The organism is Lactobacillus sp. ESL0260 (assembly GCF_003692935.1).
GTDB lineage: Bacteria > Bacillota > Bacilli > Lactobacillales > Lactobacillaceae > Lactobacillus > Lactobacillus melliventris.
In genome coordinates this window covers 23,494-40,575 of record NZ_REHO01000007.1, presented here as the reverse complement: position 1 = coordinate 40,575, position 17,082 = coordinate 23,494, and the positions used below count along the sequence as shown (strand labels likewise).

General features: G+C 36.6%; 17 protein-coding genes. 4 read left to right on the top strand and 13 right to left on the bottom strand.

Going from position 1 to position 17,082, the window contains the following annotated elements; translation table 11 throughout:
• Positions 1-157 precede the first annotated feature (157 nt).
• The gene (locus tag F5ESL0260_RS02840; RefSeq protein ID WP_122025781.1) at positions 158-607 is read left to right on the top strand and encodes a GAF domain-containing protein; all 450 of its coding nucleotides are present in this window, start codon (positions 158-160) and stop codon (positions 605-607) included.
• Between the two features lie 60 nt (positions 608-667).
• Here the strand turns inward: F5ESL0260_RS02840 and F5ESL0260_RS02835 are convergent, their stop codons facing one another.
• Together F5ESL0260_RS02835 and F5ESL0260_RS02830 are read right to left on the bottom strand one after the other, a co-directional pair.
• On the bottom strand, positions 668-3,337 hold the full coding sequence (locus F5ESL0260_RS02835; protein WP_122025780.1) for a calcium-translocating P-type ATPase, PMCA-type: 2,670 nt from the start codon (positions 3,335-3,337) through the stop codon (positions 668-670).
• A gap of 241 nt (positions 3,338-3,578) precedes the next feature.
• Complete coding sequence (locus tag F5ESL0260_RS02830) at positions 3,579-5,981, bottom strand: phosphoketolase family protein (protein ID WP_122025779.1); 2,403 nt, start codon at positions 5,979-5,981, stop codon at positions 3,579-3,581.
• Between the two features lie 283 nt (positions 5,982-6,264).
• Between F5ESL0260_RS02830 and F5ESL0260_RS02825 the strand changes: the two genes are divergently transcribed.
• Both F5ESL0260_RS02825 and F5ESL0260_RS02820 read left to right on the top strand, forming a co-directional pair.
• Positions 6,265-7,029 carry a DeoR/GlpR family DNA-binding transcription regulator gene (locus F5ESL0260_RS02825; RefSeq protein ID WP_122025778.1) on the top strand — a complete coding sequence of 255 codons (765 nt, stop codon included), beginning with the start codon at positions 6,265-6,267 and terminating at the stop codon, positions 7,027-7,029.
• Between the two features lie 4 nt (positions 7,030-7,033).
• A complete protein-coding gene (locus F5ESL0260_RS02820) occupies positions 7,034-7,405 on the top strand; it encodes a bacteriocin immunity protein (RefSeq protein WP_122025777.1) in 372 nt (123 codons plus the stop codon).
• Positions 7,406-7,458: 53 nt separating this feature from the next.
• On the opposite strand, the gene F5ESL0260_RS02815 is transcribed toward F5ESL0260_RS02820, so the two are convergent.
• The 6 genes from F5ESL0260_RS02815 to F5ESL0260_RS02790 form a co-directional block, all read right to left on the bottom strand.
• Positions 7,459-8,184 carry a GntR family transcriptional regulator gene (locus F5ESL0260_RS02815; RefSeq protein WP_122025776.1) on the bottom strand — a complete coding sequence of 242 codons (726 nt, stop codon included), beginning with the start codon at positions 8,182-8,184 and terminating at the stop codon, positions 7,459-7,461.
• 8 nt (positions 8,185-8,192) lie between these two features.
• On the bottom strand, positions 8,193-9,116 hold the full coding sequence (locus tag F5ESL0260_RS02810; protein WP_122025775.1) for a nucleoside hydrolase: 924 nt from the start codon (positions 9,114-9,116) through the stop codon (positions 8,193-8,195).
• A gap of 107 nt (positions 9,117-9,223) precedes the next feature.
• Positions 9,224-9,916, bottom strand: coding sequence for a ribose-5-phosphate isomerase RpiA (gene rpiA, locus F5ESL0260_RS02805; protein ID WP_122025774.1), 693 nt, complete (start codon positions 9,914-9,916; stop codon positions 9,224-9,226).
• 117 nt (positions 9,917-10,033) lie between these two features.
• The gene (locus F5ESL0260_RS02800) at positions 10,034-10,504 is read right to left on the bottom strand and encodes a DNA starvation/stationary phase protection protein (protein ID WP_122025773.1); all 471 of its coding nucleotides are present in this window, start codon (positions 10,502-10,504) and stop codon (positions 10,034-10,036) included.
• 162 nt (positions 10,505-10,666) lie between these two features.
• Complete coding sequence (gene celB / locus F5ESL0260_RS02795; RefSeq protein WP_122025772.1) at positions 10,667-12,031, bottom strand: PTS cellobiose transporter subunit IIC; 1,365 nt, start codon at positions 12,029-12,031, stop codon at positions 10,667-10,669.
• Positions 12,032-12,123: 92 nt separating this feature from the next.
• Positions 12,124-12,624 carry a PTS cellobiose transporter subunit IIA gene (locus F5ESL0260_RS02790; RefSeq protein WP_122025771.1) on the bottom strand — a complete coding sequence of 167 codons (501 nt, stop codon included), beginning with the start codon at positions 12,622-12,624 and terminating at the stop codon, positions 12,124-12,126.
• Positions 12,625-12,772: 148 nt separating this feature from the next.
• Here F5ESL0260_RS02790 and F5ESL0260_RS02785 point away from each other — a divergent pair, with 148 nt between their 5' ends.
• On the top strand, positions 12,773-14,218 hold the full coding sequence (locus tag F5ESL0260_RS02785) for a 6-phospho-beta-glucosidase (RefSeq protein ID WP_122025770.1): 1,446 nt from the start codon (positions 12,773-12,775) through the stop codon (positions 14,216-14,218).
• A 101-nt stretch (positions 14,219-14,319) separates the two neighbouring features.
• Here the strand turns inward: F5ESL0260_RS02785 and F5ESL0260_RS02780 are convergent, their stop codons facing one another.
• The 5 genes from F5ESL0260_RS02780 to F5ESL0260_RS02760 all read right to left on the bottom strand — a co-directional run bounded on the left by F5ESL0260_RS02780 (position 14,320) and on the right by F5ESL0260_RS02760 (position 16,938).
• Positions 14,320-15,261 carry an aldo/keto reductase gene (locus F5ESL0260_RS02780; protein ID WP_122025769.1) on the bottom strand — a complete coding sequence of 314 codons (942 nt, stop codon included), beginning with the start codon at positions 15,259-15,261 and terminating at the stop codon, positions 14,320-14,322.
• A gap of 169 nt (positions 15,262-15,430) precedes the next feature.
• A complete protein-coding gene (locus F5ESL0260_RS02775; RefSeq protein ID WP_122025768.1) occupies positions 15,431-15,802 on the bottom strand; it encodes a PTS lactose/cellobiose transporter subunit IIA in 372 nt (123 codons plus the stop codon).
• A gap of 10 nt (positions 15,803-15,812) precedes the next feature.
• The gene (locus tag F5ESL0260_RS02770) at positions 15,813-16,148 is read right to left on the bottom strand and encodes a PTS sugar transporter subunit IIB (RefSeq protein ID WP_046324495.1); all 336 of its coding nucleotides are present in this window, start codon (positions 16,146-16,148) and stop codon (positions 15,813-15,815) included.
• A gap of 242 nt (positions 16,149-16,390) precedes the next feature.
• On the bottom strand, positions 16,391-16,618 hold the full coding sequence (locus F5ESL0260_RS02765; protein ID WP_046324494.1) for a hypothetical protein: 228 nt from the start codon (positions 16,616-16,618) through the stop codon (positions 16,391-16,393).
• Between the two features lie 101 nt (positions 16,619-16,719).
• The gene (locus F5ESL0260_RS02760) at positions 16,720-16,938 is read right to left on the bottom strand and encodes a hypothetical protein (RefSeq protein WP_122025767.1); all 219 of its coding nucleotides are present in this window, start codon (positions 16,936-16,938) and stop codon (positions 16,720-16,722) included.
• Between the last annotated feature and the right edge of the window lie 144 nt (positions 16,939-17,082).

The window sequence follows — 17,082 nt, the reverse complement described above, 5'->3', positions numbered from 1 at the left end:
TAAATAATGATGGCTATATTGTATGTTCAATACTAATATTTTTTTGTCAAAAAAAGCAATTATCATTAAAAATATCTGTGAGAAATTTATTTTGAATTACAGATTGGCACTTTTAAAAAGAGCTAAACTAGCTTACACTTTCATTAGGAGAATACTTATGGATAAAATAAAAGATTACAAGTTAATTTTGAAACAGGCTGATAATTTGCTCCAAAATGAGCATGATTTAATTGCCAATATGAGTAACATCAGTTCGCTGCTTTACAATAGCTTACCTGATGTTAGTTATGCAGGTTTCTATCGTTTTAAAGATAAAGAATTAATTTTAGGACCATTTCAGGGACCTATTGCTTGCATGCATATTCCAATCGGAAAGGGAGTTTGCGGTGTAGCTGCCAAAACTCAGCAAATTCAAATTGTGCCCAATGTTCACGAATTTTCCGGTCATATTGCGTGTGATGCGGCTACAAATTCTGAAATTGTCGTTCCGCTTATCAAAAATAACAGCTTACTTGCAGTTCTTGACCTTGACAGCAATAGTTTCAATAGATTTGACCAAATTGATGCTGAATATTTACAAAAAATAGCTGATCTTGTTTCAAAATAAACTAAAAAAGTTCCGCAATCTAAATTAAGATTACGGAGCTTTTTTATTATAGTTAGCTTTTTATTTTTTGCCCACTAGACGTTGACATGCTTTGACAATTTCAACTATCACTATCATACAAATTCCGGCACCTAAAACTATCAACCATTGTGTGGAATTCAATTCTGTGACATCAAAGAATTTTGTCATAAATGGCAACTCTACTGCCGCCATTACCACGGCAGAAATTAATATTGCCCAGTTAAACCATTTATTGGCAAATGTTCTTCTTGAAAAGATAGACTGGTGAATATACTTAGAATTGAAAGCATGAAACAGTTGAATTAAGCCTAGCGTAAGAAAGGCCATAGTTAATGCATCACCATGTTGTAAGTTAGCTTCATTCATATGAGGGCCAAAATTTAATCCTAACTGATAAGTAGTTAAAACAATAGCACCTTCTAAAATTCCCTGGTAAACAATCGAGCTTGCGACTCCACCACTGAAGAAGTTTGATTTTTTACCCCGTGGTGTCCGCTTCATGATACCTTTTTCAACTGGTTCAAGACCTAGAGCAATAGCCGGCAGCGTGTCCGTAACTAAGTTAATCCACAATAACTGAACAGGAGCTAAGATATCCCAGCCCAGCATGGTCATCATGAACACAGTTAGAACTTCACCAACGTTACAACTCATCAAGTAAAGGATGGCCTTTTGGATATTGCTAAAGACTTTACGTCCTTGTTTGACAGCTTCAACGATCGTAGCAAAGTTATCATCTGCCAAAACCATATCACTGGCCCCTTTTGAAACTTCGGTACCGGTAATCCCCATACCTATCCCAATATCAGCCTGCTTCAAACTAGGAGCGTCATTAACGCCATCGCCTGTCATAGCCACAATTTTGCCTTGTGCCTGCCAAGCCTTGACAATGCGGACTTTATGTTCGGGTGAAACTCTGGCATAAACGTTAAAATCTGCTACGTGCTTTTCCAGATATTCATCACTAAATTCATCCAGTTGTGCACCGGTAACAACTCGTTCATCTTCGCCCGGTTTTAAAATCCCTAATCTTTCCGCAATCGCCTGTGCAGTTACCTGAAAGTCACCTGTAATCATAACGGTCCTAATTCCAGCATTATGGGCTTCAACAATGGCCTTTTTGGCTTCTGGCCGTTCCGGATCGATCATCCCCACTAAACCTGCAAAAATTAAATCTTGTTCAACATTGTCAGTTGAAGGATCATCGTATAGCTTTGCAATAGGTTTATAGGCTAGGCCCAGAACTCGCAGCGCATTTTTAGCCATATTTTGATTAGCAAGCATAATTTCGTCTTTTTGCTTTTCACTAATTGCACTAACTTTGCCATCTAGTTCAATCTGCGTTACTCGTTTCAGCAGCTGATCCGGTGCTCCTTTAACTGCTACAAAGTAATTTCCATTGTCTTCATTGACGGTGCTCATCAGTTTACGGCCAGAATCAAACGGTACTTCCTGCAGTCTTTTATGACTTGCAAGTAGGTTATGCACATCGATCTTTTGATCAAGAGCGTATTGAATTAGGGCAGTTTCGGTAGGATCACCCAGCAACTGATTACTTTCATCAAGTTTAGAATCATTAGCTAAAACCATCGCCATTAAAGCATGATTATCATGACTAATACTGCTGGAAGATTTATGTGCTTGATTATCATAATAAATCTGCTCAACTGTCATTTTATTTTGGGTTAAGGTACCAGTTTTGTCGGAACAAATGATGTCTGTTGCGCCCAAGGTTTCAACTGCAGGTAACTTGCGCACAATAGAATTATGTTTCGCCATTACCTGCGTGCCTAATGCCAAAATAATAGTAACAATGGCCGGCAGTCCTTCTGGAATAGCTGCAACTGCAAGTGACACGGCAACTAAGAACATATCAATTGCTAATTTATCTGTTGGTTCTGTTCCCTTTTTGGTAAAAAAGCCTACTACGAATACCACAGCACAAATTAGCAGAATCATGATCGTCAGTGTCTTACCCAACTGGTTAAGGTTGCGCTTTAAAGGTGTATCCGTTTCATCGGTATTATTAAGCATTGTGGCAATTTTACCGACTTCAGTGTTCATTCCCGTTTCAGTAACTATACCTTCACCGCGACCATAGGTCACATTGGTATTGGCAAAAGCCATATTATCTTGGTCTGCCAGTGCCACCTTTTCGTCATTAATAGGCTCGACATTTTTGTCAACTGGAACTGATTCACCGGTTAAAGCAGATTCTTCAATTTTAAGGCTCTTAGTAACAGTTAAACGCAAATCCGCGGGAACCACATCGCCTGCCTCAAGTAAAACCACATCACCTGGCAGTAATTCTGGACTGGGAATTTCAACAATCTGACCATCTCGCCGAACATGAGCATTGGGAGTAGCCATTTTCTTTAATGCGTTAATTGCTTCTTCTGAGCGTGTTTCTTGGAAGACACCTAGAACCGCGTTCAAAATAACCACAATCATAATTATTGCAGCATCTGTCCATTCTTGTGCGACAAAACCTGAAAGTAGCGCTGCAACTATCAAAACGATGATCATGAAGTCTTTGAATTGCGCTAAAAAACGTTGCCAAATACTGGTTTTCTTTTTACTGGCCAAACTATTAGTGCCGTATTTTGCACGCAAGGCACTAATCTGACTGGTCTGCAAACCTTGACTAGTTGATGTTGACAACTCTTGAGCTACATTTTCAATTTCCTGGTTATAAAATTTCTGGGGCATTGTTACCTCCTACTAACAAAAAAGAGACCCATATGTTTAACACACACAAGTCTCACTATTTAAGATAAGTCCAGAAGGATTCCTTCGGTTGTTGGGCTTATCGCAAGTAATTGCTGTTACTCCCTCATGATGATACTTATTATAAATAAATTTTTTATTTTTAACAAGAATAAGACTATTAAAATTAGCTAAAACAAAAACAGTTTCTATTACTTAGAAACTGCCTTCGCTCAATGTTCTGTTAATTAAGACCAGTCCATTGCCATTCTGTAACTTCAGGCATATCTTTACCATTATCACGAATGTATTGGTGATGCTTAGCAAGTAATCTGTCCATTTCTGCTACAAAGCCTGCACTCTTTTCAGCGTAACGAGGAACACTTAAAATGGCATCTTTAGCTAAGTGGAAGCGATCAAGTTCGTTAACTACCCGCATATCAAACGGAGTGGTAATGTCTCCTTCTTCTTCATAGCAGTGAATGTGAACGTTGCTGCGTTTGCGACCAAACCAGATTGACTGCATCATAGCCTTGTAACCGTGCCAGGCAAAAATCACTGGCACATCGCTTGGGAACAATTGCTCAAATTCTTCATCTGAAATTGCTTCTGGATTATCCTTGGTATTCATCAACTTCATAACATCAATAACATTGATATAACGAATTTTCAGGTCAGGGAAATTCTTGTGCAAAATATCGATTGCGGCAAGAGATTCCATTGTTGGTTCAGTTTCAGTTGAAGCAAACACAACATCAGGTTTAGCACTATGGTCAGTTGAAGCCCAATCAATGTAAGATAAGCCGTGATTTGCAATACGAGTTGCTTCATCAATTGAGAACCATTGTGGTCTTTCTTGCTTAGAAGTTACCAAAATATTAATACATTCACGATCAGTGAAAGCCTTTTGGGAAATTGCCAATAATGAGTTAGTATCGGCAGGCAGATACTCATGAACTAAATCAGGACGATTCTTTTCATACATGTGAGTCAATACACCTGGGTCTTGGTGGGTATAACCGTTATGGTCTTGCTGGAACACAGTTGAAGTTGCAATAAAGTTAAGTGAGGGGTAATCCTTACGCCAATATTGTTCCTTAGCTTTTCTTAACCACTTCATATGCTGGGTCAGCATTGAATCTACAACCCGGCCAAATGATTCGTAGGTAGCAAAGAAGCCATGACGACCTGATAACACATAACCTTCAAGCCAGCCCTCATCCTGGTGTTCTGATAATTGCGAATCAATTAAACGACCACTTGGTGCCAAGTTTTCATCATTAGGAGTATGAACAGAACTTTCCCATTGCCGTTTTTGCTCATCAATGAACTTAAACAAGCGGTTAGACTTGGTCTCATCTGGTCCAAAGCCACGGAAAGTGTTTGGATTAAGTTCAGCGATTTCATTTAAGTACTTAGCCCATTCGGTCATATCCTCAGCTTCCATAGAACCTGGTTGATCAAATTTCAAAGCGTACTTGCGATAATCAGGCAAGCTAAGGCGCTTAGCTTTTTCACCACCAGCATTAGTGATTGGGTTCATAGCCATTCGACTATCACCAGCAACATTATCCGCTGTTACCACTGCAGTTGGCGCACCATTTTCATCAAATAGTTCTTCCGGTTTATAGCTCTTAAGCCAGTCAACGAGCATATCTTTGTGTTCCATATCATCTTGAGCAACTGGAATTGGGATTTGGTGTGCTCTAAAGGAGTTTTCAATTGGATTACCGTCAAGGTCTTTCTTGGGACCAGTCCAACCCTTAGGCACACGGAAAATAATCATTGGCCAGTGAGGTAAGGTTAAATCATTGTTTTCACGTGCATTCTTTTGGATTGCTTTAATCTCTTCAATGACAGTATCCATTAATTTGGCCATTTCTGCGTGAATTTGCATATGGTCTTTATAACCGTCAAATTCGCCGCCATTATATGCGGAAATAATATAAGGATGCCAGCCCATACCTTCAAAATATTTGGTCAGTTCTTCGTCTGACATTCTGGAAACGATCGTTGGATTAGAAATCTTAAAACCATTAATTTGCAAGATCGGCAGCACAGCACCATCTTTAATAGGGTTAATAAATTTATCACTGAACCAGCTTGCTGCAAGCGGACCAGTTTCAGCTTCTCCATCACCGATTTCCACAGCTGCAATCACATCAGGATTATCTAATATGGCACCAGTACCATGGGAAAGTGAGTAACCTAATTCTCCACCTTCATGCATTGATCCTGGAGTTTCAGGTGCAGCGTGCGAAGCGGAGCCACCCGGAAAACTAAAGCGTTTAAAGAGCTTAGCCATGCCCTTTTCGTCTTGTTGAATTTCAGGATAAAGCTCACTATATGAACCATCAAGATATGAGTTTGAAACCATAACCTGACCACCATGACCTGAGCCTTCAATATAGAACATATTTAAGCCATACTTCTTAATAACTCTGTTTAAATGGGCATAAATAAAGTTTTGCGGTGAAATAGTACCCCAGTGACCAATTGGCTTAGGTTTTACCTCACTTGCTTTTAAATCATGCTTTAATAATGGATTGCTCATTAAGAAAAGCTGACCGACTGATAAATAATTTGCAGCCCGCCAATGAGCGTCAACGCTTTTAAGGAATTCTTTTGAATCATAATCAACTGCCATTTTAATTCTCCCTTAGTTGTTTAGCTTAATTTCATTTTATAAACATATTATAGCAATTTTTGATAAAAGTTCAACCATTTTGAAAATTGGTTCGTCCCAATTTTATAAAAACGTGTTTGTTTAAAGTCAGTAGAGGAAAAACACTATTATTACACTACTTTTTATTTACAGATCAGCATATTTATGCTCAAATACTGATAAGTGCTTATTTTTATAGCTAAACGCTGAAAAAGTAGTTAAACAATATTCGCTGTAGTGTTAATTTATTTAGAGGAGAAGTATGATGTCACAGGAAGACCGTCTATTAAAAATCAAGCAAATGCTTAAAAATGAAAAACATTTACGAACTCGCAGCTTAGCACGTTATTTCAATATTTCTTTTGACACTGCTCGTCGAGACGTGGTTCGATTAACCACAACTGGGCAAGCAATCAGAGTTCATGGCGGATTAATTGCTATTGATGAAAATGAGGTGCCTAATTTTCTTACCAGAAACCAAATCGATTCACCTATTAAAATTAAAATGGCCCAGATGGCTAGACGTTTTGTACATCCTAACCAGTGCGATTTTATTGGTCCCTCAACTACTCTTAAAAAATTGTGTGAATTAATTTGTGGTACAGATTTGCAAATAGTCACTAATTCGATTGACAACTCATTAGCATTGATGCAAACAAAATTACCAAGTGTAAGACTGCTGGGGGGAAAAATTGATAAAGAGCATAGGTTTAATTATTCTGTAACTTCACTTGATCTTTTACATAGGATAAGTTTTAATACTGCTTTCATTGGCACCTCCAACGTTAAAGATGACGGTATTTATTCAGCAAAAATGAGTGATTCGGAGTTAATTAAAACCGCATGTTCCAGAGCAAAGCAAGTTATTGTTGTTGCAGAAAAATATAAGTTTGATAGTGAAAATTCTTCTCCTTACATGTCAATTCCACTTAATGAAATTGACGTTTTGATCACAGATTTGCCTTTGTCCGAAAAATTTCAGAAAAATTTTTCGCCGAAGACCCAAATCATTTCGGTTTTAAGGAAGTGAGGTTATGCATAACTTTTTTGGTAGTTTGTTTTCAAAAAAGCAGCAACAACTAATCGAAGAAGTTTATCAGGATTTAGAGCAGTTTTATCAGAGTTTTTACTCTAATATATATAATGAATTGAATATCAATAAATATAAGCAAATTCGTGACGCCATTGGTATGGTAATGCGCAAATTTGACAATCAAGACCATCCATTAGATTATACTGGCAAATTAGTATTGTACATTCAAGCTTCTGTTGTGCTGCAGCATTTGCATCTAACAACTATGCAGCAAAAGCTTCTACAGGATTTAAGTGACAAAACCAAAAAGATTAACTTAAATTTTGTTTATACCGGGCGGCTCACGGATATGCAACAATTTAGCAATGTTTGATTTCCTTTTTTATATAGAATGTATCCAAAAAAAAGCAGGCTTTCGCCTGTTTTTTATTTATTCAAATTAACAAAAGTGTTAAAGCGCATGTATTGATAATGAATACGCATGGTTGAGACTTCAAATGGAGTACCATCATCTAAAAAGAAAATACCTTCCATTACGCCAACTGGTTCAGTAGACTTTAAATTAAGCCTTGCTTGATCATCCCTATCAGATGGTTCAACAGTAATATTAAGAAAGGCTTTAGTGACTACCTTATTTTGTGAATCCTCTAAGTAATTAAAAAGGGACTTTTTTAAGTGCTCAGGCTTGAGCTCTGGAACTATTTTAATAGGTACATAGCCAGTTTCTATCAAGAAGGGCTGTTCATCCAAAAAACGAAGTCTTTTAAATTCGTAAACAAAGTCATTTTCTTTAAGAAACAAATCCTGAGCTATTCCAGCGGGTGTTTTAATCACGTTAAAAGAAAGCAGCTTAATACCCTGCTTTTTTCCCGGGACTTTAAGGCTATCTGTCAACCCTAAATTTGATCCTTCATAACGAAACAATGACTGATTTTTTAAGTATAAAGGATTAATAAATGTGCCACTACCCCTTTTTTTAAAAACAATGCCTTGTTGAGAAAGCAGCTCCATTGCCCTTTTCATTGATGAGCGACTTACTTGGTAGTGTTCAGCTAGACTACGCTCGTCTGGAAGACGCATTCCTTCATATTTGTTATCCAAAATATTTTGTTTGATATCACGCATCACAGTACGATAAACGAAATCTGCCATTATCTACCTCAATTACTTACTTCTTTGATTGCCGCAATAAGCCACTCTGAAAATTGTCTACGGTCAATTTCGACACCAACTTGAACATTTGCTGGCTGACCAAAGAAGTTGTCAAAATCAATCATTGATGCGCCATAAGCACTAGGACTTTTAGTATCGACCACGACATAAGCCGGTTTAAAAGTGTACATTTCCGGTTTTACCAACATTCCAGATGCCAGCGCATCATAAACTTCACGACCATTAGTTTTAGTGTGATCTTGCAGTTTGTCCATAATATGATAAAGCATATTACCAGTTCTGCCTATTTTCTTAATTTGCGTTAAGACTTCCGGAGTAACATAAGCTTGATGACCTAATTCCAGTGGTGCCAATAAAATCTTTATGCCACTTGAGAAGACAATTTGTGCTGCTTCAGGGTCACCTGCAACATTATATTCCGCATAGGGACCCCAGTTTCCACGGCCGATTGCACCGCCCATAATTACTAATTGTTCTATTTTAGGTAAATCTTCCGGAAACTGTCTAAAATAAAGGGCAAAATCAGTTGCTGGGCCGATTTGCATTAAAGTTACCTTTTCGCTGCTATTAGCAACTACTTCATGAATAGCTTGAGCAGCTAACCCTTCTTTTAATAAGCTGTAATCAGGTTCAGGAAAATCAAAACCGGCAAGGCCACTTTTGCCGTGAACGTCAGAAGCATCAATTTGGTCTCGTAATAAAGGTCTTTGTGCTCCACTCACGACTGGCACTTTAGTTTGCAAAAAAGTTTCCAGTTTTAAGGTATTGATCAAAGTGTTTTTAAGCGGAACATTGCCCCATGTTGCAGCAATCAGCTTTACATCAAGTTCAGGAGCAAACAAGGCTGTTGTTAATGCTACTACATCATCAATTCCGGGATCGGTACTAATTATCAAAGGTTTTTTTAACATAAGAATCCTCTTTTAAAATGGTTATAGCAATATGATACCAAATTTAGCTTCCAGTTGCTCTTTAAAAAAAGTTAGCCAAAAACAAAATCTTAGGCTAACTCGTAAAGTTATTTTTTGCGGTCTTCAATATTGCCATTAGCATGAGCAATAATAACTTCATCGCACATCCCTAAAAAAAGACCATGCTCGACCACACCAACGGTATGATCCAGGTAATCAGCTAGGCCGCTGGGGACTGGAATAGGATCAATGTTTAAATCAATAATATAATTGCCATAATGAGTGACAAAACGCTTATTTCCACTCATCCGCCACTTGGGATTTAGTCCTTCAGCCTGAAAAAGTTTGAAATTTTGCTCACACGATATTGGCAAAACTTCAACTGGTAATGGAAAACCACTGAGGTGGTCAACCATTTTAGATTCATCCACAATCCAAACTACTTGGCGTGAATTAATCGCAACATTTTTTTCCATTGTTAAGGCACCGCCACCACCTTTGATGCCATCAAAATTAGCGGCTATTCTGTCTGCACCATCAATAGTTAAATCAAGTTGATCTACAGTTGCCAACTCATCAACCTGGAAGCCATAGCTTTCCAGCTGTTTTTTACTTCTGCTTGAAGTTGTAACAACTGCTGCTAGCTCAAGTCCTTCTTCTTTTTTTCTTCTGCCTAATTCAGCAATTAAAAAAGCGACTGTAGAGCCGGTTCCGACTCCCAATTTCATTTTCGGCTTAACTAATGCAGCAGCCTTTACTGCAGCTAGTTTTTTCAACCTATCCTGTTCTTCTTTATCCATGATCTGTGCTTTCTAAAATTAAATTATTAACTAGTAGTTCAATTTCATTATAGCAAAAATAGCAGAATAACAGGACATAAAAAAAGCAGTCATGGACTGCTTTTTGAATTTTATTTATTATTCAGGATCAATTTCAGGAGCCTTGTTAATTTCACCAGACATCATCCAAATACGTTTTTCAACATCTGAGTGGAAGCCAGTCAGCATATCATTAGTTGAGTAGTCTCCCTCTTCATCACTAACCTTGATCCCTTCCTCATAAAGTTGATCGAGATAATGGTAATCAGAAATAATTTTTGCATAGCGCTCATCAATAGTTTCATCCCAATTGCCCTTTTCATCAGGAATCTTAGTTTTAGCTGCTATTTCGCTTAGTGTAGAAACTGGAGAACCATCGAGGGTAATTAGACGCTCTGAAACTTGATCCAGTTGATCAGCTAATTCATCCATTACTTTATCAAGATATGGGTGTAATTTCAAAAAGCGGTTACCACGCATATACCAATGGTGTTGATGAACAACCATATGCAGTTGTGTCAGATCAGCAACTAATTGGTTTAAAACTTCTTTGGTTTTTGGATATTTCATAAAAAATTCCTCCACAATCAGATAATACGACTACACTTTTATTATAACGAGTAAGCGCTCTTAATACTAAAATATTGTTTAGCATTTTGTTAATTATACTGGAATATTAACAAAGAAAAAATCTGCCTTTTACAAGACAGATTTTTAAAGACTAACTAATATTTATGCGGCATCCGGAGTGGCGTTACTCTTTTCATTCTTGAGAGTGACGTTATCGAAATGCTTAATGAATGGGTACCAAATTAAAAATGCCACTATCGCACATATAATTGAAACCAAGCCTCCTTGCCAACTTGTAGTAGCAAGATAACCGCTTAAACCAACTGGTGTTGGCCAAGGCTGTTGTACTATGATAACCGGAACAAGCTTTGCAGCAATAGCTAAGTAAGCTACGAGTCCTGAGGCCATCGGGGCACAAATAAATGGTATAAACAAATCAATATTATACACAATTGGCAAGCCGAAAAGAATTGGTTCATTGATATTGAAAATAGCAGGCACAATTTCAACTTTACCTAATTCTTTTAATTGTGTTGAACGAGCACGTAATACCAGCCAGATAGCCAAACCTAAGGTAGCACCAGAACCACCAATTGTAACAAAGGCATTTAAGATTTCACCCGCAAAAACGTGGTGAGCACCTTGATTAACATTGGCTTGCATATTAGCTAAAACAATTGGTGAATAGAAGGAGCTGATAATCGTTGCACCATGAATTCCAAACCACCATAAGAAGTGAATAAGGAAAAGAATGATTAAAAAGCCCCACCAAGTATCAGCAATATCACTAATAAATGAGAATGGAATAAACAGAACGTTGAATAAGTCAGTCCCAGCCATAACTAAAGCCATATTTATTGCTGACATAACTACAGCAACGCAAAAGCCTGGAATCATTGCACTAAAGGAGTTGGCAACACCTGATGGTACTGAATCCGGCATTTTTATTTGCCAGTTATGTTTAATAGTAAAGCGGTATATTTGTACCGTTATCCAAGCTACAACCAGACCGATAAAAATACCGACAGCACCGATACGGTAAATACCAGCTAATGGAGAAGCCTGATAACCCCCAGCAATCATTTTATCTTTAGTAAATAAAGTTATAAATTCAACTCTACCGTTTTTCCATACTAATTCAGCAACAGTAATGAAGAAACCCATTAAAAACATCATTAAGCCATCAATAGGAATTAAACTTAAGTGTTCTTCATCACGATAAATCTTGGTATAGGAATAAGCAAAAGTACCTGAGAAAACCAGCGCAATAATACCCATCGTGGCGTTGTAAACGGACTGAAACAGGTTAGTAAAACGTCCTATTGTTCCCACATACCAAGCAGCAAATCCGGGAACAGGTATAGCTTTCGGCAACACTGTCAAAATTAAGAAAATGGACCCAATAATGGAAAATGAAATCACACTATAACCAGCGTCCATAATAGCCCTGACGAACCGCGTGGCAGCAAACTTGCCCGCCATTTCAGCAATTCGATCTTTTATTGGTTTTTTATTTGGTTCAGCCATAAAAACTACTCCCTCTATATAATTATTATTAATCAACTATATTTAATTGACTATAATAGTTATTGTAAGCGTATTCAAGAAAAATGCAAACTTTAATTATTTTTAAATGCTTTAATTGCCTTTAAATATTTATCTTTTCCAATATTAATATTATGTATTCTGCGTTCACAAAAATAAGCCAGCAAAATACCCGCTAACAGAAACGCAACCATAAAATAGACTGAATTCTGATCAGTAATAAAGGGCAGAATTTGTTTTTTGAAAGGTAGAAATAGACTGCAAGCCAGCAAAATATTACCGATAATTTGAAACCATAAATAAATCCTGGTAATCGGTACATCACTCTTGCGGTTATGCATTTTAGTCAGCTGTTCGATGGCAGCAATTCCGGACAAAATAGTCATTAAACCAGCTAAAATTATTCCCGGTAGTTTCTGGTATTCAACTAAAATTAACAACCAAAACAAATTAGCAAAGAGAAAGATGACTACGCTGTAACGAACCATTAAATAGCGGCTAAAATAAAGATATTTGATACTATCTTCATGTTTTTTACGCTCAACATCACTTTGATTAGAAGATTTGCTTGTCATATTTTCCAGTCCTTTACGATATTATATTAACAATTATAGCCTTATTTTTTGCAATAAAGCTAGTGTTAATGTTACTTGAAGATTAAGTAGCAATTGTATAAAATATAACTGTTAACGCTATCACAAAAATATTAAAAAGGAGATAAAAATGTATTCAGCAAAAATGCCAGAGGGATTTTTATGGGGCGGTGCCGTTGCTGCTCATCAATTGGAAGGCGCCTGGAACGAAGATGGCAAGGGGATGTCAGTTGCCGATGTCATGACTGTTGGCTCTGCCACTAAACCACGCGAAATTACTGATGGGGTCATTCCCGGCAAGAATTATCCTAACCACAGTGCTATTGATTTTTATCACCACTATCAAGATGATATAAAATTAATGGCCGAAATGGGCTTTAAAGCCTTTAGAACTTCAATTGCCTGGACCAGGATTTTTCCTAACGGCGATGACGAAAAACCTAACGAAGCAGGCTTAAAATTTTATGATGATTTGTTTGATACCTGCCACCACTATGGTATTGAACCGGTAATTACTTTATCTCACTTTGAAATTCCCTTTAATTTAGTGAAAAAATATCATGGTTTCACCAATCGCAAATTAATTGATTTCTTTGTGCGCTTTGCAACAGTTTGCTTTAAGCGCTACAAGAATAAAGTAAAGTACTGGATGACCTTCAATGAAATTGATAATCAGTCTGCTTATAACGAAGACTTTTTAATGGCAACAAATTCAGGAATAATTTTTAATGGCATGACTGACAAAGAAAAAGAAGCCGCTATGTATCAAGCAGCCCACTATGAGTTAGTAGCGTCTGCTTTAGCTGTTAAAGTTGGACATAAAATTAATCCTGATTTTCAAATTGGTTGTATGATTAATTACTCACCTGTTAGACCACTGACTCCTTCTTCAGACGATGTGTTGTTAGCTGATAAGTTTGAACAGCGTCGTGACTGGTTCTCTGATGTTCATGTCTTTGGTGAATATCCTAAAGAAGTTGAAGCATATATTAAGCGAAATGGTTATCGTCCTGACATTACTGATGAAGACAGAATTGTTTTGCAAGAAGGCACTGTTGACTATGTAGCTTTCAGTTACTACCAAACAACTACTGTTTCAGCTAAAAACGTTAAACCGGACGAATTAAACGACTTATCTAAGGCAATAACCCAAAACCCAACTTTAGAAAGAAGTGATTGGGGCTGGGAAATTGATCCCGCTGGATTAAGAATTGCTCTAAATCACTTAACCGATCGTTATCACAAACCTTTATTTATCGTTGAAAATGGCTTAGGAGCTTATGATAAAGTTGAAGCAGATGGCTCTATTCATGATGATTACAGAGTTGATTATTTGAGAAAGCATATTTCTGAAATGGAAAAAGCAGTTGCAATTGATGGTGTGGATTTAATGGGCTATCTGCCATGGGGACCAATCGATCTTGTATCTGCTGGAACTGGTCAAATGGATAAACGGTATGGCTTTATCTATGTTGATAAGAATGATGCTGGTGAAGGTACTTTGAAACGTTCACGTAAAGATTCATTCGACTGGTATAAAAAAGTCATCAATTCAAACGGTCTAGATTTGGATTAAATTCATAGTAAAGCACAATAAAATACACGATGCCAATTTGTTGGCAATCGTGTATTTTTTTATTTTAACATTTAAAAGTTAAACTATATTCTTAATTTTTATCAAAAGCTACTGAATAAGTGATCAATTTGCTGATATTCACTTGAAGACAATTCAACCTTCAGAGCTGCAGCGTTACTTCTAACTTGAGCCGCATTACGAGCTCCAGGAATTACAACACTTATTGCAGGATTTGCCATGTACCAAGCCAATACAATTTGCGTAACAGTTGCTTGATGATCTTCAGCGATCTTTCTAATCCCATCAATTCCTGTAATTGCTTCATCATATTGTTTCTTGTCGAAATTACCCAGTAGTTTACCACCATCACTATTTTTAAACTTGTCCCAGTCTGCTAAAGCATATTTACCCGTTAAAAGTCCTGATGCCAGTGGGAAAAATGGCACAAAGGAAATATTATTTTCCTGTAAATACTTTAATTCTTCTTTAACTGGAGATTGGTGAACCAAACTGAATTGATCTTCAACAATATCAACTTTACCGTTTTTGTTAGCTTCTTTAATTTGATCCAATGAAAAATTAGAAACACCAATTGCTCTTATTTTTCCAGCTTTTCTTAAATCGGACAAAGTTTCGACTGCTTCATCTTTAGGCGTTTCTTTATCCGGAAAATGCAAATAAAAAATATCAATGTAATCGGTCTTCAGTCGTGATAATGCTTCGTCAACTGCTTTTTTAATAAACTCGGCACTATTATTAATGGCCATATCCTGCGACTTATCTTGGGCAGCTTTAGTGGCAATTATAACTTTCGAACGATCATAATCTTGCAAAACATCACCAATAATTTCTTCTGATCTACCAAGACCATAGACATAGGCTGTGTCCAAGAAATTAATTCCTAGATTTAGGGCTTCTCGCAGGAGGTCATATCCATCTTTTTCGTTTAAATTATTAAACAGATTATGTCCTCCGACCTTATTCGTCCCTAAACCTAACTTACTGGTATAAACGTCACTTTTGCCTATTTTTACTTGTTTCATATTTCACTCCAAATAATAGATCTAAAATGCGCAATGTAAAAAAGTACAATTATAAAACCTACCTAATAAAGACAATGATGCAAAAATTGATCACGATTAATTAACCGCGCCTTGTTTTTCAAAAACAGTATCGTTTACAAATTCATCAATTTGCTTTTGTTCATTAAGTTTATTCGTCTGCTTCTTTCTTTAATACATTCGCATTAAAGAGCTTTTCATAAAGATCAACCATTTCTCCAGCTAAATCTCTAAATGTAATAGCATTCATCAAATGGTCTTGTGAATGAACAACAAGCAGAGTAACTTTTGTATGGTCTCCTTGAGCTTCTTTGGTCAGCATTCCAGTTTGAGAGTTATGTGCTTCGTTAAGAGATTTATCGGATTCTGCTAACTTATCCCTAGCACCTGCAATGTCGCCTTTTTTAGCCAGTCTGATAGCTTCAAATGCAAGACTCTTAGCATTACCACCATTGGCAATAAGGCCCATAGCTGCTTCTAAAGTTTCTTGCTCTTTCTGTTCAGGTGTTTGTTTTTCTGCCATTGTTATCCCCTTATCCGTTAATCAAGTCTTCAGCTTGTTGCAATACTTTTTTACCGTCCATCATGCCGTATGAACGCATATCAATAACTCCAAGAGGAATATCGTTACCATCTTTTCCTTGACCTTTTACTTTATTCTTAAAGTCATCTTCCATGTACCGAATTTGTGGTCCGAGTAAAATGCAGTCTGGATGATCTTGCTCAATATGTTGAGAAGCTTCTGAAGCAGGGCATGCAAAAATATTTGCATCAATACCTTGATCCTTTGCAGCTTGCTGCATTTTGGTAACCAATAAAGATGTACTCATTCCGGCGCTGCAATTAAGCATGATAGTTTGTTCTGCCATAATAATAATTTCCTCCTAAAATGTATCCTAATATTTATTTCTTCTATTATAGCACTTTTAAAATAGCGCTTACTAATAAGTCTATTAATTTTTCCACTATTTTCAGAAAATTTAATGAGGGCTTACTTTTTGTCTGAAAATAAAATATACGTGGTCGGTAAGATCTTACCGACTACGTATATTACATAATATAGTTCAATTGTATCTATTCAATTTCACAATGATAACTGTTATAGCCTTATTTAAAAACCTTTAAAAGCTAAAACAATTGCAGCGATACCAACAATTAACAATGATAAACCAATAACTAAAGAAGTCCACATTGCCAGAGGCATAAAGCCATTATTAGTACCCTTATGTAAAATTCCGTGGATATAAACGACACTATTAACTACTTGATAAGACCCTAAAGCCATCATAATCGCAGCGATAATCATTAAAAATGCTGCACTTGTTAAAAAGCTTGCCATTTTAACACCCTCTTTTAAACTAATAACTATACTATACAATGATTCTACCACGTTTTTAAATTAAAGTGGATAATAACTTATAATTTTTTTCTATTCAAAATTTAAAAATGATAGAACAAACAAATAATTCCACCACAAAATAAAACAAGCCCAAAATAGAAAGCAAAAGCAATTGCCAAAATTGAAAAGCCATTACTAGTCCCATTTTGGAGAATACTTCTAGTATATTTATAACTAGATACTAGTTCAAAACCAGCTAGCAAAAGCAAAAGGATACCCATAATTTTCTGGAATATTATGCCGTTAAAAAAGTTACTCATTACTATCGCCTTCTTTAATTTTAAAGCCCTTTCACTTTTATTTTGCCTAATTATAAATCCTTTAATAAAAAAAGTATAGCAATTATATGTTACCCAAATTTAGGAAAAATTTAGTGGATCACAGCCAAAATATTGTTTGCTTTT